We start from the raw sequence: 20,145 nt of genomic DNA, 5'->3' as shown, positions 1-20,145 counted from the left end.
CCCCAGATTTTTTCGATCCCTTTTTCAAAGGGGAAAATCCGGGGATAAAGGCGAACGCTTCGCTTTTTCAGGTTTTTTCTGCCCTCTCCGTTATCGTGCAAATGGATTACTTCAACGTTATGTGGATCATAGTAACTTATAAAACCTATGCCGATTACAGTAAATTGCGCTGTAATTAGGTCATAGGTTTTATTTTTTTGCCGTGTAAGCTTTATTTAGAAAATTGATGTTATAATACTTAACAACAAATAAAAGTTAAATGCATAAAGATGGATTTAATTAGAAAAATTATGCGAAATTTAGTTTCGTTAACCAGAATGACATTATATTGTGTTATATATATGGGAGGTAGTGTCCATGCAACTTACGGTTAAAGAGGCTTTACAGGTATACCCGTTGTCAGAGGCCAAACTGGTTGCGGGTGGGGAAGGGACTTCACGGATGATGAAATCCGTTAACGTCATGGACGCTCCTGATATCGCGGATTGGATCAAATCCGGAGAAATGTTGTTCACCACCGCTTTTATTATGAAAGACAGTGAGACGGATGCATTACGTTTGATGCGGCGCTTGAATGAACGCGGCTGTGCAGGACTCGGCATCAAGCTGGGACGTTTCTGGCAGTCCATTCCCCAAGGTATTGTCGAGGAAGCTGATCGGCTTCGTTTGCCGCTGCTTGAGCTCCCCTTTCAATTCACTTTCTCGGACCAGATGAATGCCTTGTTCAAGGCTGAACATGAACGTAGCAACCGATTGCTGCATGAGGTCGTGCAAAAGCAGAAAAAATTAATGCAGTTTGCACTGCAACAGCAACCACATCGGAATGTGTTTGCCGAACTTGCCACGGTGCTGAACTATCCGCTTGCCGTCATTGGTTCTCGAGGGCATGTGCTGTACGGTAGTGAAGGCATCGCAGGGGATGCTGTAACCCAAGGCTGGCCTTGGAAATCCGTCATGCACCGAGTGAAATGGAATCAGGGAAGTTGTCATCGTGTACCGATTAAACAAAATGATGAAGAATACGGATCGTTGCTTGTGTTTACCGATTCAGCCTTATCCCTTCGAGCGGAGGAAGAGCTGTTCCAGCAGGCTGCGGATGTACTGGCATTTTATATGGATATGACTTATCGTGAGCATATTAATCCGACCGTGCAAGATGAGATGCGTACGCTGCTTACACAGTATCTGGATAACAAAATGACCGTGCAGGAATTAACCACCATGAGTGAAAACAAAGGTGTACATCTATTCCAGGGAACTTATCAGTGCGTATTGATTACACTTGAGCCGACTGTATTTGCCGAGGGGAAGCTGCTTAAACAGATTCATCGCGAATTACAATATAATCCGCTGATGCAATTCACGGCCTCGCAGCATTTTCAGATTGAGGATGGCATTCTGTCCATCTACACCTGTCCAACAGGGCGAGATTATGGAGAGGAGCTGTCAAGTTTTCTCTTGAGCCGTTTCGGTGATGTTCTGGCAGCGCAAGAAGCAAAAGGAGCACCGGCTCCGCGTTTCTGGATCAGCAAAATGAAACATGAGCCCAAATCGCTCCGTGAAGCATACCAGGAGTGTCTGGATACTCGACAACTGGCTCGTCGATTCGGCATGAAAGACCGTGCGTTGCAATTTGAAATGCTCGAATTTGCCTATGTGTTCCAACACGTACCGGATAACATCATGGAGAACTACTGCAATAAAGTACTCGAACCACTACTTGCCAGGGATGGTGATCCCAATCAGGTGCTGATGAATACATTGGAGTCCTTTATCGAGAATGACGGACTGATCAATGAAGCTGCCAAGCAACTGTTTGTGCATCGCAACACGGTCACTTATCGGATGGAGAAAGTTGGCAGCTTGCTGCAAATGGACTTTAAGAAAACGAATGATCTGCTTAAATTAAAGCTGGTATTTACCTTCCGCAAGTTCGTGCGGGACAAAGCAGTTGCAAGACCGCACAATGTCCAACTCTAGACCGCACATTGTGCAACATGACAATGCTACTGGGCTAGACCCCCAAGAACCGCATTCCGTTGATGGAGTGCGGTTTTTTCATGTTTAAGGGTAACAAAAGCTGCTCTTCCCGTGCACAGCAAACAAATCACAACTCTGATGTTATGTTATATTACAAAATTGCGTAAATATTGTTGTCGCGACATTGAACGACACTTAGAATGAAGAACAATAATCCACAACAGACCGGAGGTTCTAACATGAGCGACTTAATTAAACTTGTTAACAACTGGTCTATCACACAGTTCGTGCATACGTTTGGCGGCTTATTTGAGGAATCACCGTGGGTAGCTGAGCGTTCCGGGCTTTCACGACCTTTCGATTCGTTTGAACAGATGATGCATGTGATGACGAGTGTGGTTCAGGCATCGGATGACCAGGTGAAATTGCAACTGCTTCGAAATCACCCGGATCTTGGGGCACGAATCAGCATGAGCAGCAATTCCGTACAGGAGCAGGCTGGTGCAGGGCTAAATTCACTTTCACAGGAACAATTCAACGAACTTCAACAATTAAACAAAGCATATACAAGCCAATTTGGCTTTCCATTCATTTTGGCCGTAAAAGGCCATACCGCAAGTTCCATCCTCGAATCCATGCGGCAACGTCATCGCCGAGGCAGGGAAGAAGAATTCGAGACTGCCTTGAAGGAAGTATTCAAAATTGCAGGTATTCGTTTGGAGCAGTGGCTCGCACAGATCGGTCATGAACATGAGTTCGTGAGCAAACCAGCCGCAGTGCAGCAGCGGACCATGTATTACGGCAAAGGGGATGTGTGGATGTATCGTTCCTACGCCAAACCGTTGACGGGTATACAGTCGATCCCGGAATCTCCGTTCATGGGACGCAGTAATATTCTGTTTGGATTGAACATTAAGGTCGCTGTGCAGGGTGATGAATTCTTGCCTTCTTTTGCAGAAGGGGATAATTCGCTGGTGGTGGCAACCGATTCGATGAAAAATTTCATTCTCAAACATGCAGCGGACTACACAGGGGCGACGATGGAAGGATTTCTTGCGCTGGTAAGTCGGCGTTTTCTGGAGACGTATCCGCAGATGAGCAAGGTTCAAATGACAGCGGACCAGATTCCTTTTGAAGATATACCCATTGGATTAGAAGGAAGTTATCGACCGAGTGCGCTCGTATTTCGTTATTCGCAGAATGATCGTGCGACAGCTGCCGTGGAAGCAGAACGATCAGGAGACTCGATTGAACTCAGCAACCATTTCAGTGGTGTAGCCGATCTGAGACTGATCAAGGTCAAAGGCAGTGAATTTGCCGGATTTATGCAGGATGAATATACCACTCTTCCAGATACAAGGGATCGACCGTTATTTATTTTCCTGAACATCAATTGGCGTTATGAAGATCCGAGAGATGGCATCGACGATCAGCGTGGACGGTATGTAGCGGCGGAACAGGTCAGAGATTTGGCTGCTGCGGTATTTCATGAGTGTCGATCCGCTTCCATTCAACATCTGATCTACCAGATTGGACGAAGGTTATTAAGTCGATTTGAGCAACTGAGTGAGGTTTCGTTTGAGTCCAACAATCGGACTTGGGAGACAGTGCTGGAGGAAGTGAAAGAGGGAGAAGGCAAAGTATTTACCGAGCCGAGACCACCATATGGATTCCAGGGTTTCTCGATGACAAGGGATGATCTGGGAACAGACGGCCGTAACGCCGGGAAAGAAGGTGACGTCTGATGTCGATATCTGGTGGACGAATTACAACACATGTGCTGGATACATCCAAAGGCGTGCCTGCTGCGGGTGTTCGGATCGAGCTGTATACCCTGAAGAGGGATGGAGAACAGGAAAGCAAGCTAAAAGTGGCTGAGTCGGTGACCAATGCGGATGGACGTTTGGATGCACCGCTGCTGGATGGAGGCAAGTTGGAGTCAGCCATATATGAGCTTCAATTCCATGTCGAGAGTTATTACGCACAGCGTTCGTTGGAGGAGCTAGGCCAAGCATTATGGACGATTGTTCCGATTCGTTTTGCCGTATCTGATGCCTCAAGCCATTACCATATTCCATTATTGATTGCTCCAGGAGGTTACAGTACATACCGGGGAAGCTGAATATGCACACATCCGGTTCTGATTCAGGGGGAGGGTCATCCACATGACAACATTTGATACCATCATCCGGGGGGCCCGGGTGGTGCTGAAAGATCGGGTAGAGCAACTGGATATTGGCATTACTGGTGAGAAAATAACGGAACTATCCACGTGGCTGACCGCTGGTGAAGCGACTTGGATCATAGAAGCTGAGGGCCTTACAGTGATGCCGGGTGTCGTGGACATTCATGTACACTTCAATGAACCTGGACTCGCCAGTTGGGAGGGATTTCGATCGGGTTCGGCAGCCCTTGCCGCAGGGGGAATCACAACCTATGTCGATATGCCACTTAACGGCGTACCACCAACCACGAGGCCGGAAGCATGGGAGATGAAAAAGAAAGCAGCTGCAGACCAATCTTATGTTGATTATGCGTTCTGGGGAGGTTTGGTTCCCGGCAATCGTGGCGAACTTGCTCCACTGGCAGGGTTGGGTGCTGCCGGGTTCAAGGCATTTATGTCTGAGCCGGGTGGAGATGGGGAAGACCTCTTTGCCAGAGCCGATGACCATACATTGCTGGACGGAATGCATGAGCTTGCCAAATTAAACCGTGTGCTGGCACTTCATGCAGAGGACGAAGGCATCGTTGCCGAACTCGCTGCGAGAAGCATTGCGGAGGGAAAGACTGAACCGATGGATTATATCCGATCCCGTCCTGTGGAAGCTGAAGTCGTCGCGGTTGCCCGGGCGTTGAAGTATGGTGAACTGACCGGTTGTGCGCTGCATTTTGTGCATATTAGCACCCGGGAAGCACTGGATCTGATTACAGAAGCAAAACGGCGTGGGCAGGATGTCACTTCGGAGACATGCCCTCATTATCTGACGCTGACCGATCAGGATGTGGTCCGATTAGGTGCTGTAGCGAAATGTGCTCCACCGCTTCGCAGCTCTTGCGAGCAGGAGCAGTTATGGGATGCACTGACTTCGGGATTGATTGATGGTATTGCCTCGGACCATTCTCCATGTCCGCCATCCATGAAACAATCTGATAACTTCTTCGAAATCTGGGGCGGTATATCCGGGGCGCAAAGCACACTGCTAATCATGCTGGAGGATGGACATCTTCAGCGTAATATCGACCTCCCGTTGCTCGGAAGAGTGCTCTCCTTGCAACCTGCCAGAAGGCTTGGTCTGGAGAGCAAAGGAGAGATTGCGATTGGCAAGGATGCAGATCTGGTCCTGATTGACTGGGAGAAGAGCACAACCCTGAACACGGAGGATCTGCTCTACACGCATAAACAGAGCCCTTATGTAGGACGTACATTTAACTGTCAGATTGCAGACGTATTTTGCCGTGGGCATCGTGTCTACAACTCGGAATCCGGATTATCTCCCGTGCCTCTCGGGCGACACATTGCGGCTTACTCTTCTAGTCCCATCGAAGCGGGAACGGAGGAGACGACATGACGGAATCTGGAGTATACCGGTCATCCGGTACAAATAATGCTCCTCTTCCATTGCCGGATGTGGAACAGGTGGAGCTGCAAGCCATGCTTGACTGGCTGTCGACATATGGTGCGGATACACAAGGTGGCGTCACACGACTGTTGTATGACTCGGCTTGGTGTGAAGCACAAGGTGCCCTTGCAACCAAAATGCAGGAGAAAGGGCTGTCTCCCGAATTTGACCAGTCCGGTAATCTGTATGGCACACTCAAGAGTGAGGGTAAGGAATCAGCGACTGGTGCTGAAGAATTACCGATTGTGACCGGATCACATATTGACAGCGTGGTATACGGTGGTAAATATGATGGTGCTTACGGTGTGGTGGCGGGAGTTCTTGCATTGGAGTATTTACAAAAGCATTTTGGAGCACCGAAACGCACACTTCAAGTGGTATCCCTATGTGAGGAAGAAGGAAGTCGTTTCCCTTTTGCGTATTGGGGTTCGCGCAGTATAACAGGAATGACAGTTTTCGAGGACGTAGAGCATTTGAAGGATCAAGACGGCATTACCTTTGCACAAGCGATCCGCGATGCGGGCTTTGGACCCGATAGTGCATATAGACCTGCCGCGAAAAATTACGGTGCCTTTATTGAGCTTCACATTGAGCAAGGTCAGGTTCTGGAACGTCTTGGACATTCAATTGGAGTTGTATCCGATATCGTAGGTCAGAAGAGGTTCAGTATTACCGTCAGCGGTGAAGCGAATCACGCGGGGACGACGCCGATGTCCTGGCGCAAGGATGCACTTGCCGGAGCAGCCGAGATGATTGCTGCGGTAAGGAGTATCGCATTGGAAGCAGGAGAACCACTCGTAGCCACGGTTGGGCGAATCACGGCCGATCCGGGTGTTGGGAACGTGGTTGCAGCCCGGGCGGTGTTTTCATTGGATATTCGTCATATCCGGCAGGAGAGTATTGATCGCTGCTGGCAGGAGGTGCTCCAGGCTTTTAGTCGAATCGCAGCCGAGCAGCAGCTCGGACTGGACTGGGAAGAACATCTATCTGTCACACCCATCCCCATGAATGCGCAGATGATCTCGGACATTCAAAACATCTGTGAGCAGGAGCAATTGTCCTACTGGCCCATGCCAAGCGGTGCCGGACATGATTCGCAGATTTTTCAGCCGGCTTGTCCGACAGCGATGATCTTTGTGCCGAGCCAGGATGGTATTAGTCATAATCCACTTGAATATACAGCTGAAGCAGACCTGATGCACGGTTTTCGGGTTCTGGTCCAGCTACTCTATAAATACGGTTACGGGAGTTGAATGAAGATGTCCAACTATAAAGAGTTATCTCCGTCCTTGCGGACCATTATGACCCCGGGCCCCGTTGAGGTTGATCCACGTGTACTTAGAGCATTATCCTTTCCGATCCTAGGGCAGTTTGACCCGGAATTCACATCTTTGATGAACGAGACAATGGCGATGCTACGAGAGTTATATATGACTGATAACGAGTGGTGTTATCCAGTTGATGGTACATCCCGTTCAGGGATAGAAGCTGTGTTGGTCAGCCTAATTCAGCCCGGTGACAAAGTTCTCGTTCCGATCTACGGGCGATTCGGACATCTGCTGGTTGAAATATCGGAACGTTGCGGTGCAGAGGTTGTCTTTTTTGAAACGGAATGGGGAACGGTATTTGATCCGGAAGAGGTGATCAAGGCGATCCATACCCATAAACCAAGTCTGGTTGCGATGGTTCACGGTGAGACTTCCACCGGTCAGATGCAGCCCCTTGCCGAGATTGGCAAAGCCTGTCGCGACCTTGATATTTTACTCGTCGTGGATGCTGTGGCTACCATTGGTGGAACGCCGGTGGAGACGGATGCCTGGCATCTAGATGCGGTGATGGGTGGCACGCAGAAATGCCTGTCCGTTCCTTCAGGAATGGCACCTCTCACGTATAACAGTCGTGTGGAGCAGAAACTGATGAGCCGCAAAACAGTTGAACGCGGACTGCGGGATGCAACCAGTGCGCGGGCAGAAGGCCGCACGATTGCCAGTAATTATTTTGACCTGAGCCAATTGCAGGATTACTGGAGTTCGGCACGGTTGAACCATCATACGGAGGCTACCTCCATGCTCTACGGTCTTCACGAAGGATTACGCATTCTGCTGCAAGAAGGATTGGAGGCCAGGTTCCAGAGACATCTGGTAAATGAACGTGCGTTGGTCGCTGGAATTCAGGGAATGGGACTGCAACTGTACGGGGATATGTCAAGCAAACTTCCGGTGGTCACTTGTATCACGATTCCGGAGGGGATTGATGGTGAGTCGGTGCGCAGCATGTTGCTGAACGATTTCGGCATTGAGATTGCCAGTTCATTTGGACCGTTAAAAGGGCAGATCTGGCGGATCGGTACAATGGGATTCAGCTGCCAACGCAAGAACGTACTTCATGTGCTGGGAGCGCTGGAAGCTGTTCTTCTCCGTCATCGTCACGTATTACCTGCCGGTGAAGCGGTGCAGGCCGCATTGGATGTGTATGCAGGGAAGGAGGGCGCCTTATGTTAAATCAGATGCCAATCTCCAGAGAGGTCATGGTCACCTCTCCTCATTATCTGGCGAGTGCAGTGGGAAGCTCCATCCTCCAGAAGGGCGGGAATGCTTATGATGCTGCTGTTGCGGTCAGTGCAACACTGGGTGTGGTATATCCACATATGACCGGACTTGGAGGGGATGCTTTCTTCCTGATTCATGACGGAGCCAGTGGTGAGATTACCGCCTATAACGGAAGTGGCCGCTCAGCCGCAGGCATTCATGCGGATACGTTCAAAGCGATGGGCATGAATGCCATCCCTCAGCGTGGTGTGCTTAGTGCCATCACGGTTCCGGGAATGGTGGATGCCTGGTGGGAAGTCTGGTCCCGGTACGGTAAGTTACCGTGGGAGCAGTTGCTTGAACCTGCGGTGCAGTATGCAGAAAAAGGATGCCCTGTATCCCGGAATCTCCGCCTGTGGATGGAAAGGGATGAAGATTTCATTATGGGGCATACACCGCTGCGAGCGGTATTTGCGCCTTTGGGTACACTTTTGCAGGAAGGTGAGCTGCTGATCCAGCCTGATCTTGCTGCCTCCATTCGTCTGATTCAGACGGAAGGGCGAGATACTTTTTATACAGGAGAACTCGCGGATCGTCTGACTTCGGCTATTCGTGAGGATGGGGGCATGCTTGCACCAGCAGACTTTGCAGGGCATCGGGGCGAGTGGGTGAAACCCGTTAGCACGGAGTATCGTGGCTATGAAGTTCATCAGATGCCGCCCAACTCGCAGGGATTCTCGATGCTGATGATGTTAAATATGCTGGAGCATACCGATCTGTCCTCTGTAGCACGTACCTCACCTGAATTCTATCATCTGATGGCGGAAGTGGTGAAAAAGGCATTTCGGGATCGTGACCGTTATCTGACGGACCCGGATTTCAGGGACATTCCGCTGGATCTTCTATTATCCAAGAGTTACGGAGACCAATTGTGGAATGAGATTCAGTCTGCTCCACCTGTAGCACAACCGTTTTTGTCCAAAACGATAGGTCAGGACACGGCGTATGCAGCGGTTGTGGATAGCGAAGGCAATGCCGTTTCATTCATCCAAAGCCTGTATTTTGACTTTGGTGCAGCCTATGTCCCAGGGGATACGGGGGTTATCATGCAGAACCGGGGGTCGTTTTTCTCCCTAGATCAGAGAGATGCCAACGTACTGGAACCGAACAAACGCTCATTCCATACCCTCATGCCGGGCCTTGTTACACGAGATGGCAAACCTTATATGCTCGTGGGCACGCAGGGCGGAGAAGGCCAGCCGCAGACACAATTATCGGTGCTTACCGGAGTGCTTGATTACAGGCTCAATATCCAGGAAGCGATCAGCCTGCCCCGTTGGGTGTACGGACGTACCTGGGGTGAAGAAGGCGATACGATGCGTGTGGAGAACCGATATCATGATGACGTATGTGCAACCCTTGCCCAGTGGGGACATAACGTTGAAGCGAGAGCGCCGTGGGACGGTATTATGGGACAGTCGCAAGGCATTGTCATTCGGGAGGACGGCATGATCAGCGGCGCAGCAGACCCTAGAGGCGACGGTATGGCTATTGGATGGTAACAGCTACATGAATACTATAGACAGACACAGATAGGGGAGATTGGCATGGGAACGATCCTGCTGAAAGGCGCACAGCTTGTGACGATGAATGCAGAAGAGGAAGTGTTCATCGGAGATCTGTTGATCGAGGATAACAAAATCAAGGAGATCGCAGCTCACATAGACGTGCAAGCTGACCAGGTCATTGATGCTCGTGGCAAAGTGCTGTTGCCAGGTTTCATCCAGACGCATATTCATCTGTGTCAGACCTTGTTCCGTGGACGTGCGGATGATCTGGAACTGATGGATTGGCTCCGTCAACGCATCTGGCCGCTGGAAGCAGCGCATGATGAGGAGTCCGTCTATTATTCGGCAATGCTTGGACTTGGCGAATTAATCTCCAGCGGAACGACGACCATTCTGGATATGGAGACGGTACATCACACGGACTCGGCGTTTCAGGCGATGGCACAGAGCGGCATCCGGGTCATCTCCGGCAAGGTGATGATGGATCATGGAGACGAAGTTCCGGAACCCCTGCGTGAGGATACAGCGACTTCGCTGCAACAGAGTGTGGATCTGCTGGAGAAATGGAACGGGTTTGGCGGAGGACGCATTCAATATGCTTTCTGTCCACGTTTCGTTGTATCGTGTACCGAGGAATTGTTGATAGAAGTGCGCGACCTGTCCAATAAATATCATGTCAAAGTCCACACCCATGCCTCCGAGAATCGCGGAGAGATTGAACTGGTCGAACACGAACGCGGAATGCGTAACATCGTATACCTCGATCATATCGGTCTGGCGACCCCCAGATTGGTGCTGGCACACTGTGTATGGCTGAGTGAAGAAGAGAAAGAGATCATCCGCAAGCGCGGTGTCAAAGTCACTCACTGCCCTGGATCAAATATGAAACTTTCCTCCGGGGTAGCCGATATTCCGGATCTGCTGAATCGTCAGATCGCGGTTGGGATTGGGGCCGATGGTGCCGCATGCAACAACAATCTGGATATGTTTCAGGAGATGCGCCTCACAGCTCTGATGCAGAAGATTCCTCATGGTCCAACAGTGATGGATGCCCGGACTGTATTGCGTATGGCTACCATGGGTGGTGCAGAGGTGCTTGGCTTGTCGAAGGAAATTGGCAGTCTTGAAGTGGGCAAAAAGGCAGATATGCTGCTGCTGGATCTGGATGATTTCCACACGTACCCTTCCTATGAGACAGATGTCTATTCCCGCGTAGTGTACTCCGCAACACGTAGCTGTGTGGATACCGTTATTATTGACGGAAGTATCGTGCTCAAGAATCGTAAGATTCAGACGATTGATCGTGGCATTGTGCTACGTGAGTCGGATAAGAGTATTGCGAGATTGATGAAACGTATCTGATCGAAGGAAGTTTATGCAATTCCAGAAAGGATGGGGACCGCTATGGAAATGCATGATCTGTGTGCAATCGCAGCCCGTGAAACGCGCTGTGTGCTCGCAACAGCGATCAAGGTAGAGGGTCATGCTTACCGTAAGCAGGGAGTCTCTATGCTGTTGACCGAGGATGGCAAAATGGTTGGCAGTATCAGTCCGGGATGTCTGGAGAGTGATCTTCAGGCCCGGGTGAGCCGTGTGCTGGATACAAACCAGATGGAATTCGCGGAGTACGACATGCGTCCCGAAGATGATCTGTCCTGGGGGGAGACGATTGGCTGCGGCGGACTCGTTGTTGTGTTGCTTGAACCTGTGTGTGGTGAACTCCGAAATACGTTGCAGCAGATGCAAGAGTGTTTTCAATCCGGCGCTGCAACAGCGTTAACCCGAACGTTCCAAGATGATTACACAAGGGTTCAATATGGATGGACACGGATTGAACTAACGAGTACTCCGCGCCACGCAATCATGCGTCCTTCGCTCGTCCCTCCTCATGATCGCGTGGCGAATTATAATCCAGCTTCATTGCAGATTGATGAACAGTACAGTAGTGGTAATATCAAGCATGAACATACGGCATCAACACAACATTCTCCCGATATACCTCACCTTACGCTTGTGTCTGAAATGGTAACTGCTACGTCAAACGAATCTCACTCTTCCCATCTATCCGGTGATTCACAACATATCTCTGATACTGATGCTGAAATACCGACAAATGACGGAATTTCAACGAATCCCTGGGAGCTTCCGCAGCAACTTACTTCGTTGTACGCTCCTAAGCCTCGCCTGATTATCGTCGGAGCCGGGAATGATGTTATTCCTGTTGCCAGCCTCGCCGGGTCTGCAGGATTCCGTGTTGTAGTTGCCGATTGGCGAGAGTCCTTATGCACCTCGGAACGATTCCCTGAAGCTGAACTGGTAATGGGTTTCCCGTGTGAGATTATGCCTTTGTTAAACGTGCACAACGGAGATTATTTGATTTTAATGAGTCATAATTATCCCCACGAACGTGAACTGTTGGAGATGTTAGTGGACTGTGAGTACGCGTATCTTGGCATCATGGGTTCGAAAACACGAACGGCCCGTCTGCTGGATGGCTTACCACCGTTGAAATGTGTGCATTCTCCCGTTGGATTGAGCATCGGAGCAGATGGGCCCGAACAGATCGCCATCAGCATTGCAGCGGAATTGATCGCATGTAAACAGAAGGTCTCTTCCTTGAGTTCTGAGGTTCAGAAGGGGAGCGTTGCACATGCGAATGACGGGCATAGTTCTGGCAGCAGGTAAGAGTCGTCGTCTTGGTCGGGATAAACTCGCGGTTATCATGCCTGACGGGAGGTCCCTGGCTGCATGGTCACTGGAAGCTGCGCTGAATTCGGAGTTGGATCAAGTGGTTTGTGTGGTCAAACCGGAAGATTCGTTGGCATGGCTGCCTGTAAAATGGTTTGATTCTGCCGCGTATGCCTATCATCCCACAGCAAGACTTCGAATTGTGGTCTGTGCTGACTATGCCTGCGGCATGGCCAATTCTCTTCATTCTGGCGTGTTGTCGGCCATGGAGTACAAACCGGAGGGCATTCTCATGTTACTGGGCGATCAGCCTTTATTACAAGCACAGGATATCAATCGGGTGACCAGAGCACTGGCTACCCACAACCTGTGTGACTATGTCGCAGCTACCGATGGTGAGGGAGGCAAGCCTCCTGTTGCTTTTCGCTCCCATATGTTCGGGCCTCTGTTGTCTCTACATGGAGATGAAGGGGCACGCAAGATCATGCGTAGCGCTAACTATTCAGGTGTACATGTACCACTGTCTGAGACTAGTTTCTGGGATGCGGATACAGAACCGGAATTGGAACGCATTCTGAATCATGTATATGAATCGCAGCAGACAGACTAAATAACAGGAGAAGATTAATGACTATGTATAATTTAATAACATGATCAGGTCAGCCAGGCAGTCTGGTTGGCCTGTTTGTCTTCTTTTAACATGTTCTGAATGAGAACCCGTGTTAGCTTTCGATAGATCATCATGCATCAAGCACAAATAGAACGCAGGTTTTATACATTTATCCAAAACGATGTAAAGGTAATTGACGTTGCTGCTGAACTCTCATATGATTTGAAGAATTATCTGGATCAGACGGTTGAATTTCCTGCCCAAGGAAGAGAGAGAAAGGGGGTGCAGCGATGGTAACACCGGCATACGGTTCTGGAGCCGTGCCATCGGTATGGCAGCCTGAGAATCTGCAAGAACTGCAAACGTTGAGAAGTAGACTCAAGGGAATATGTTGTTACACGGCAGGTGGAACATTGCTAAGAACCCAGTGGGAGGGCGGCTTGGTTCCAGCGCCTGAACACATGATTAGCCTGGCTCGTATTCCTGAAATAAGCGGTGTATCTACTCGTGGAGACGAGATGGTCATTGGAGCCATGACCCGATTAAAAGAATGTGCTGCACAAGTGTTGCTGCATCAACTGCCGATCCTGCAAGAAGCGGTGAATGCAATTGCTGCTCCTTCCATTCGAAACGTGGCAACCATTGGCGGGAATATTGTATCCGGAGTAGGAGATACGTTGCCTGCTTTGCTTGTATATGATGCGGAGCTGCACTGGTTGACTGACAACGGAATAGAGATTCGCAGTGTGTCTTCCTGGCTTCAGGGTGGACGGGATGGCAGCCGTAATCCAGGGGACGTATTAATCTCGATTCATATTCCGATGAGACCGTCCTCTATGCTTGATGTGGAAGGTGAGTACAGACCTGCTGCACGAGCAGTTTCCTTTTATCGCAAGCTGGGTCGACGGGAGACGTTCAGTGCATCGCTGGTGACGGTTGCGTTATACGGTGAGATTGACTCGGATAACTGCTGGACCAAGATTGCGATTGCGGCTGGCGGGGGCTCAGGCATGGCGATGCGACTTCTGGAGTCAGAACAACAGCTTCTTGGTAGCGAAGCTTCTGTCATGCAAGCCGCGACTCTTTCAGCTGCTGTGGCTGATGAGTTTACAACGTATGGTGATGCATTTGCAACAGAACAATATCGCAAACAGACCGCAGGCAATATGCTTGGTGCTGGGCTATGGGAGGCACTTCACGAATAGAAGACTTCGATCACACAAAGGGGGAGAGGGATCATGCTGCTGAACCGGAAACAGAGCGGGAAACGTTGGCACCTGCGGCCAGATGGGGCGCCCAAAGTAACAGGCCAGCTTCAATATCTGACGGATATGACGCTACCTGACATGATTCATGGCAGAGTATTGCGAAGTGAATATCCTCATGCTCGCATTCTGTCTATAGATACTTCGGAAGCTGAGGCGTTGGAAGGTGTCTATGCGGTTCTGACCTCCAAAGATGTGCCTGGTCTGAATCGTTTTGGTATTGCGACCCCGGACCAGCCTGTGTTCTGTGAGGATATTGTGCGTTATGTCGGTGACGCCATTGCAGCGGTTGCTGCGGATTCTCCGGAACGTGCGGCGTTTGCACTGGATACGATCCGTGTAGTGTATGAGGAACTCACACCTCTGAATAGTACAGACGCTGCCTTGGCTCCAGGTGCACCAGAGTTACATGAGCATGGTCCAGGCAATGTGCTGCATCGCACGGAGATCAAACGTGGAGATGCCGAGCAAGCTTTTGCCACGTGTGATCATATCGTGACAGAGACGTATTATACGCCTCGTCAGATGCATGCGTACATGGAGACAGAAGGTGGCCTGTTTGTCCCGGATGAAGAGGGGAGGCTGAATGTATACGCGGCAACGCAACATGGTTATAAAGACCGGATGCAGCTTGCGCGCATCATTGGTTGTCCTGAAGAAGATATCCGGGTGGTGTCTTCACCGATTGGTGGTTCATTTGGCGGAAAAGATGAACTAAACGTACAGCCTTATGGTGCATTGCTGGCCTTGAGATGCGGTCGTCCTGTGAAAATGCATAATTCACGCAAAGAATCCGTCCGTGCGGGGCTGAAGCGGCATCCGATGAAAATTGAAATGCAGACGGGCATGAGTCGAGAAGGTACCATACAAGCGCATCGTGTCCGCATTACAGCAGATACGGGAGCCTACGCCACACTTGGTGCACCCGTGCTGAACTTCTGCACCGAACATTGCCTTGGACCCTACGCTATTCCGAATGTGGATGTGGAAGGTGTATCTGTATACACGAATAATGGGCTGTCAGGTGAGTTTCGCGGATTTGGCGGGAATCAGGCGATTTTTGCCATGGAAGGTCAGATGGATCGGCTTGCAGCAATCATGAACATGGACCCTTGGGAGTTCCGCAGACGTAATATGAGGGAAAAGAATGATCCTGGACCACTGAATCAACGCATTCTGGTTACGGATGGACTGTCCCAAGTATGGGAGGCATTGGATCGCTCCGAACTGTGGCAAAAACATCAGCATCCCCCGGCAGATCCTGCTCTGCCGCCGTGGATCAAACGCGGAGTCGGAGCAGCCATCGCGATGCACGGTGCAGGGCTCGGTTACGGTATTCCGGACCCTGCGGGAGGCCGCCTGTCCCTGAACAACGAAGGCAAGATTGAGGTGGCGTTCAGCTACGAGGAATTTGGTCAGGGGCTTATTGCAACGCTGGAAATTATGTTATGTGATCTGTTTCAATGCAGTACATCGGATCTCAGTATTATTATCGGAGATACGGATCGTGTGCCACACAGCGGATCAAGTACAGCTTCACGTTCAACAACGATGGCAGGGATGGCTCTTCAACGCTTGCAGACTCCATTTCGTTCCCGTGTTCTCGCTGTCGCGTCTGAAATGTCGGGCATTCCGGCAGAGCAACTGGTGACAGGACCTGGCGGTGTATGGCGTAAAGACCAGCTTCCTGGTGAAACTCCTGAAGTGGAAACAGCTGGGCAAGGGGCAGGAACGAGCGAGAAGGAGGAAATGCAGGCGCTGAAGGGAGTAGATCAAGATTCTGAAGCTGGGTTCGATTCTGCAGCAAAAGAAGGAGTTCGCTCATGTGCTGTGGTTTCGTATGCGGAGCTTGTCATGCAGGGCGAGCCCGATGAATGGATTTTCGATACAAAGTTTGATTACCCAACTACGCCAGACAACGTGGTAGGCGGGCATTATTTGTATACGTATGCGGCGGTTGCGGCAGAGGTAGAAGTAAATACATTGACCGGCGAAACCAAGCTACTTGATACACGCCATGTTGTAGCGGCAGGCCCGGTTATCAACCCTATGGGTTATATCGGACAGATTGAAGGTGGCAGTGTCATGGCGCTTGGATTCACGTTAACCGAGGATGCGGTCATGCAGGACAGCCGTTATGTAACCACCAACCTCGACACGTATCTGATCCCAACCATTCAGGATATTCATACCAATCTGGAGGTTGAGGCAATTGAAGACTTACCAGAAGGTGATACGTTTGGCCCTAGAGGGATCGGTGAAATTGGCTCCGTTGCGCTTGCGCCGGCCATAACAGCTGCAATTCATCAGGCAACAGGCGTATGGGTTAACCGTCTTCCTGTACCGAGGGAACAACTGGTCAGACCTTTAAATGTACCTTTGCAGGAAGGAGTGAGTCCATCATGAGTAAGCCAATTGATAATCACTGGACAGCCGTGGTGAATGGCGAGCAGAAACATCTGGAGATTGCACAAACGACCCGACTTGTCGATGTGCTTCGGACTCATTTGCAGCTAACGGGTACCAAAGTATCCTGCGAAGTTGGTCGCTGCGGCGCATGTATGGTTCTGATGAATGGAGAGCCTGTGAATTCCTGTCTTGTCATGGCTTATCAATGTGAAGGCAGTGACATTATGACGATTGAAGGTCTGCACGGCGAGGAGAAAGGCACTCTGCATCCAATTCAACAGGCTTTTGTAGAGGAAGGTGGTTTTCAGTGCGGCTATTGTACTCCGGGCATGGTGATCTCAACCAAGGCATTACTGGATGCACATCCTGAGCCTTCTCAAGAACAGATTGAAACGGGATTGTGCGGGAATCTGTGTCGTTGTACCGGCTACGGTGGCATTATTCGGGCGGTACGCAAGGCAGGGGAACGCTGTGTGATAAAGGAAACATCTCCCGAGGAATCCGTTAGTTGAGTCGGGACGCAGGACGTAGACATAAAAAAAGATGAATTGAAGAAACGCACTTTGAAAAAGCATCCGATCCAGGAATGCTTTTTTTGTTTTTGTAGGTTTTCTGCCAAGTACATTCATCAAACGGGAGACGAAGTTTAGGCCCGAAACTGATTAGATAATGAACCGTTTTCGAATTGTCTTCAATATTGGTGGAACGATGGACAAATGGCGTTCAAAGTACTGGTACAAAAGAATTTCAAACATTCTTATTCACCATATATTTACAAATATTGGTGTGCATGCTATGTTTAAAATGAAAGCGCCATCATGAATGGGTTCATTGACATTTCATTATCATATTTCACTTGGGAAGGAAGATGGAATTGATGAAAAATTTGCTCAAAAAGGCAACCGCAATGATGCTGGCATTGGCCCTACTGATTGGATTAATGACAGCGCCCGTTCATGCAGACACACCATTGTTCACCATCGAGAGCGAAGATGCGCAGCTCACCCCAGATCTTCAAGTGGTTACTTCAATCTATGGACAACCCAAGCCCGGATTCTCAGGGGCCGGATTTGTCTGGATGCAGAACTCTGGCACATTAACCTTCACAGTGACTGTCCCGGAAACCGGCATGTACGCGATCTCCACACGATATATGCAGGAGCTCAGTGCAGATGGAAGGTCACAAAATTTAATCGTAAACGGTGTTACCAAAGGTTCGTATATGCTTCCGTACACGACAACATGGTCAGACTTCGATTTTGGCTTTCACAAGTTGAATCAGGGTGCCAACACGATTGAGCTGAAGGCTGGCTGGGGCTTCGCGTATTTTGATACTTTTACAGTGGATCATGCGGATTTGGACCCTTTGAATGTACAACCAGTTCTCACTGATCCTGAAGCTACACCGGAAACTCAAATTTTGATGAATTATTTAACGGAGGTATACGGAAACAACATTATTTCTGGTCAGCAAGAGATCTATGGAGGAGGGAATGACGGAGATACAGAGCTTGAATTCGAGTGGATTCATGATCTGACCGGAAAGTATCCTGCAATCCGTGGCTTTGATCTGATGAACTATAATCCGTTGTATGGTTGGGAGGACGGTACAACCGATCGTATGATTGATTGGGTGAATAACCGTGAAGGTATTGCAACAGCTTCCTGGCATATCAATGTACCTCGTAATTTCAATACGTATGAGCTTGGGGACTTTGTGGATTGGAAAGAGGCGACCTACAAGCCAACAGAAACGAATTTTAATACAGCAAATGCGGTAATTCCCGGTACCAAAGAGTATCAATACGTGATGATGACCATCGAGGATCTGGCAGAACAACTGCTAATTTTGCAGGACAACAACGTGCCAGTGCTTTTCCGTCCGTATCATGAAGCAGAAGGCAACGGCGGGCTGAACGGGGAAGGGGCATGGTTCTGGTGGGCTTCGGCAGGTGCAGAAGTGTACAAAGAGCTATGGGATCTGCTATATACTGAATTGACCGAGACGTATGGTTTGCATAATCTGATCTGGACCTACAACAGCTACGTATACAGCACTTCTCCTGCCTGGTATCCGGGAGATGATCAGGTAGATCTGGTGGGATACGACAAATACAATACGATCTACAACCGTTATGACGGTTTGTCTGGCGTGCCGAATGAGGATGCAATTACCTCGATTTTCTATAAGCTTGTTGAGTTGACGAATGGTACGAAAATGGTAGCCATGACGGAGAACGATACGATCCCAAGTGTGAAAAATCTGACAGAGGAGAAATCAGGATGGCTGTACTTCTGCCCTTGGTATGGCGAGCATCTGATGAGTTCTGCTTTTAATTACCCGGCAACATTGAAAACGCTTTATCAAAGTGATTATGTCATTACGTTGGATGAGCTGCCAAATCTAAAGGTTAACAATCCCAACCCCAGTGCATCCATTACACCTGGAAACGTTGAATTTGACAAATACACACCCAATCAAAGCGATAAAACCGTAACTGTGAATGCAAACGGTCATACGCTGACTGCTCTCCGGGCAGGCAACAATGCGTTGACCGCAACGACAGACTATACCTTGAACGGAAGCACATTACTGTTGAAAAAAACTTATCTGGCAACCCTGCCAGTTGGTGAGCATTCGATTGTTCTGGATTTTAATCAAGGTCAGGACCCTGTGTTAAAAGTCAAAATTGTGGATTCAACACCGGGTACAAATGCTGTGATTTCTCCTGTGAATGCAACATTTGATAAAGCGACGACTCCGTCACAGGATATTTCCGTATCTCTCACCTTAAATGGCCGTCAGCTTACAAGCATCACAAAGGGGAATGCTACGCTTGTAGCGGGTCAGAACTATACAGCATCCAGCTCTGCTGTTGTTCTGAACCAATCCTACCTTGCTGCACTGCCGCTGGGCGAGAACGTATTAACATTTCACTTTAATGGAGGCAATAACGCTGAACTTACAGTGAATGTAGTAGACAGCACGGTTACTGTACCTGCGGGGGATTTGACGATTCAAGCTTTTAACGGCAATACAAGTGCATCTGCCAACGGAATTTCACCCAAGTTCAAATTGGTCAACTCAGGTAATTCGGCTATTCCGTTAAGTGATGTAAAACTCCGGTATTACTATACTATTGACGGGGAGGAAGCTCAGAGTTTCTGGTCCGACTGGGCCAGTATGGGCAGTGCAAATGTAACGAGCAATTTCGTTAAACTGGCGACTCCAGTTGCCGAAGCGGATCATTATCTTGAAGTGGGCTTTACAAGTGCGGCGGGATCACTGAATGCGGGCCAGAGCGCAGAGATTCAAGCACGTTTTTCCAAGAACAATTGGACGAATTACACACAGACTAACGATTACTCGTTCAAGGCATCCGGTAGTCAGTTCGCAAACCATGATAAGGTTACCGGTTATGTGAACGGCCAGCTGGTATGGGGAATTGAGCCGTAAAAGGTAGAAAGAACGTTTAG

The 20,145-nt window shown here is 49.4% G+C and carries 14 protein-coding genes; all 14 read left to right on the top strand.

Features of this window, described 5'->3' with window-relative positions; translation table 11 throughout:
• The first annotated feature begins 357 nt into the window (after positions 1-357).
• The 14 genes from MKZ13_RS17590 to MKZ13_RS17525 all read left to right on the top strand — a co-directional run bounded on the left by MKZ13_RS17590 (position 358) and on the right by MKZ13_RS17525 (position 20,125).
• Entirely contained in the window at positions 358-1,980 is a 1,623-nt protein-coding gene (locus tag MKZ13_RS17590; RefSeq protein ID WP_339177021.1) for a PucR family transcriptional regulator ligand-binding domain-containing protein, read from the top strand.
• A gap of 239 nt (positions 1,981-2,219) precedes the next feature.
• On the top strand, positions 2,220-3,725 hold the full coding sequence (gene pucL / locus MKZ13_RS17585) for a factor-independent urate hydroxylase (protein WP_339177020.1): 1,506 nt from the start codon (positions 2,220-2,222) through the stop codon (positions 3,723-3,725).
• Complete coding sequence (uraH, locus tag MKZ13_RS17580; protein ID WP_221821561.1) at positions 3,725-4,102, top strand: hydroxyisourate hydrolase; 378 nt, start codon at positions 3,725-3,727, stop codon at positions 4,100-4,102. Before pucL ends, uraH begins: the two co-directional genes overlap by 1 nt.
• Positions 4,103-4,145: 43 nt before the next feature.
• Positions 4,146-5,549 (top strand): allantoinase AllB, encoded by a 1,404-nt coding sequence (gene allB, locus MKZ13_RS17575; RefSeq protein ID WP_339177018.1) that lies wholly within the window; start codon positions 4,146-4,148, stop codon positions 5,547-5,549.
• Positions 5,546-6,853 carry a Zn-dependent hydrolase gene (locus MKZ13_RS17570; protein ID WP_339177016.1) on the top strand — a complete coding sequence of 436 codons (1,308 nt, stop codon included), beginning with the start codon at positions 5,546-5,548 and terminating at the stop codon, positions 6,851-6,853. The genes allB and MKZ13_RS17570 overlap by 4 nt, the downstream gene beginning before the upstream one ends.
• Positions 6,854-6,859: 6 nt before the next feature.
• Positions 6,860-8,101, top strand: coding sequence for an alanine--glyoxylate aminotransferase family protein (locus MKZ13_RS17565; protein ID WP_076217052.1), 1,242 nt, complete (start codon positions 6,860-6,862; stop codon positions 8,099-8,101).
• Entirely contained in the window at positions 8,095-9,690 is a 1,596-nt protein-coding gene (gene ggt, locus MKZ13_RS17560; RefSeq protein ID WP_339177015.1) for a gamma-glutamyltransferase, read from the top strand. The genes MKZ13_RS17565 and ggt overlap by 7 nt, the downstream gene beginning before the upstream one ends.
• A gap of 45 nt (positions 9,691-9,735) precedes the next feature.
• Positions 9,736-11,058 carry a 5'-deoxyadenosine deaminase gene (locus MKZ13_RS17555; protein WP_091029542.1) on the top strand — a complete coding sequence of 441 codons (1,323 nt, stop codon included), beginning with the start codon at positions 9,736-9,738 and terminating at the stop codon, positions 11,056-11,058.
• A gap of 42 nt (positions 11,059-11,100) precedes the next feature.
• Complete coding sequence (locus MKZ13_RS17550; RefSeq protein WP_339177012.1) at positions 11,101-12,381, top strand: XdhC family protein; 1,281 nt, start codon at positions 11,101-11,103, stop codon at positions 12,379-12,381.
• Positions 12,347-12,994: a nucleotidyltransferase family protein gene (locus MKZ13_RS17545; RefSeq protein ID WP_339177010.1), complete on the top strand. Its 648-nt coding sequence runs from the start codon at positions 12,347-12,349 to the stop codon at positions 12,992-12,994. Before MKZ13_RS17550 ends, MKZ13_RS17545 begins: the two co-directional genes overlap by 35 nt.
• Positions 12,995-13,284: 290 nt before the next feature.
• Positions 13,285-14,199 carry an FAD binding domain-containing protein gene (locus MKZ13_RS17540; RefSeq protein WP_339177009.1) on the top strand — a complete coding sequence of 305 codons (915 nt, stop codon included), beginning with the start codon at positions 13,285-13,287 and terminating at the stop codon, positions 14,197-14,199.
• Positions 14,200-14,232: 33 nt separating this feature from the next.
• A complete protein-coding gene (locus MKZ13_RS17535; protein ID WP_339177008.1) occupies positions 14,233-16,665 on the top strand; it encodes a molybdopterin cofactor-binding domain-containing protein in 2,433 nt (810 codons plus the stop codon).
• Positions 16,662-17,180, top strand: coding sequence for a (2Fe-2S)-binding protein (locus MKZ13_RS17530; RefSeq protein WP_221821545.1), 519 nt, complete (start codon positions 16,662-16,664; stop codon positions 17,178-17,180). Before MKZ13_RS17535 ends, MKZ13_RS17530 begins: the two co-directional genes overlap by 4 nt.
• Before the next feature lie 365 nt (positions 17,181-17,545).
• Positions 17,546-20,125, top strand: coding sequence for a glycosyl hydrolase (locus MKZ13_RS17525; RefSeq protein WP_339177007.1), 2,580 nt, complete (start codon positions 17,546-17,548; stop codon positions 20,123-20,125).
• The last annotated feature ends 20 nt before the right edge of the window (positions 20,126-20,145 follow it).

Source organism: Paenibacillus sp. FSL R5-0701, from assembly GCF_037973995.1.
Taxonomy (GTDB): domain Bacteria; phylum Bacillota; class Bacilli; order Paenibacillales; family Paenibacillaceae; genus Paenibacillus.
This window is presented reverse-complemented; position numbering and strand designations above follow the sequence as displayed.

Bases quoted from the DNA above. Each gene is read 5' to 3' on its own strand.
- ggt (WP_339177015.1), top strand. From the start codon at position 8,095: ATGTTAAATCAGATGCCAATCTCCAGAGAGGTCATGGTCACCTCTCCT.
- MKZ13_RS17555 (WP_091029542.1), top strand. From the start codon at position 9,736: ATGGGAACGATCCTGCTGAAAGGCGCACAGCTTGTGACGATGAATGCA.
- MKZ13_RS17565 (WP_076217052.1), top strand. From the start codon at position 6,860: ATGTCCAACTATAAAGAGTTATCTCCGTCCTTGCGGACCATTATGACC.
- pucL (WP_339177020.1), top strand. From the start codon at position 2,220: ATGAGCGACTTAATTAAACTTGTTAACAACTGGTCTATCACACAGTTC.
- MKZ13_RS17540 (WP_339177009.1), top strand. From the start codon at position 13,285: ATGGTAACACCGGCATACGGTTCTGGAGCCGTGCCATCGGTATGGCAG.
- MKZ13_RS17570 (WP_339177016.1), top strand. From the start codon at position 5,546: ATGACGGAATCTGGAGTATACCGGTCATCCGGTACAAATAATGCTCCT.
- MKZ13_RS17535 (WP_339177008.1), top strand. From the start codon at position 14,233: ATGCTGCTGAACCGGAAACAGAGCGGGAAACGTTGGCACCTGCGGCCA.
- MKZ13_RS17550 (WP_339177012.1), top strand. From the start codon at position 11,101: ATGGAAATGCATGATCTGTGTGCAATCGCAGCCCGTGAAACGCGCTGT.
- MKZ13_RS17530 (WP_221821545.1), top strand. From the start codon at position 16,662: ATGAGTAAGCCAATTGATAATCACTGGACAGCCGTGGTGAATGGCGAG.
- allB (WP_339177018.1), top strand. From the start codon at position 4,146: ATGACAACATTTGATACCATCATCCGGGGGGCCCGGGTGGTGCTGAAA.
- MKZ13_RS17525 (WP_339177007.1), top strand. From the start codon at position 17,546: ATGAAAAATTTGCTCAAAAAGGCAACCGCAATGATGCTGGCATTGGCC.
- MKZ13_RS17545 (WP_339177010.1), top strand. From the start codon at position 12,347: ATGCGAATGACGGGCATAGTTCTGGCAGCAGGTAAGAGTCGTCGTCTT.
- uraH (WP_221821561.1), top strand. From the start codon at position 3,725: ATGTCGATATCTGGTGGACGAATTACAACACATGTGCTGGATACATCC.
- MKZ13_RS17590 (WP_339177021.1), top strand. From the start codon at position 358: ATGCAACTTACGGTTAAAGAGGCTTTACAGGTATACCCGTTGTCAGAG.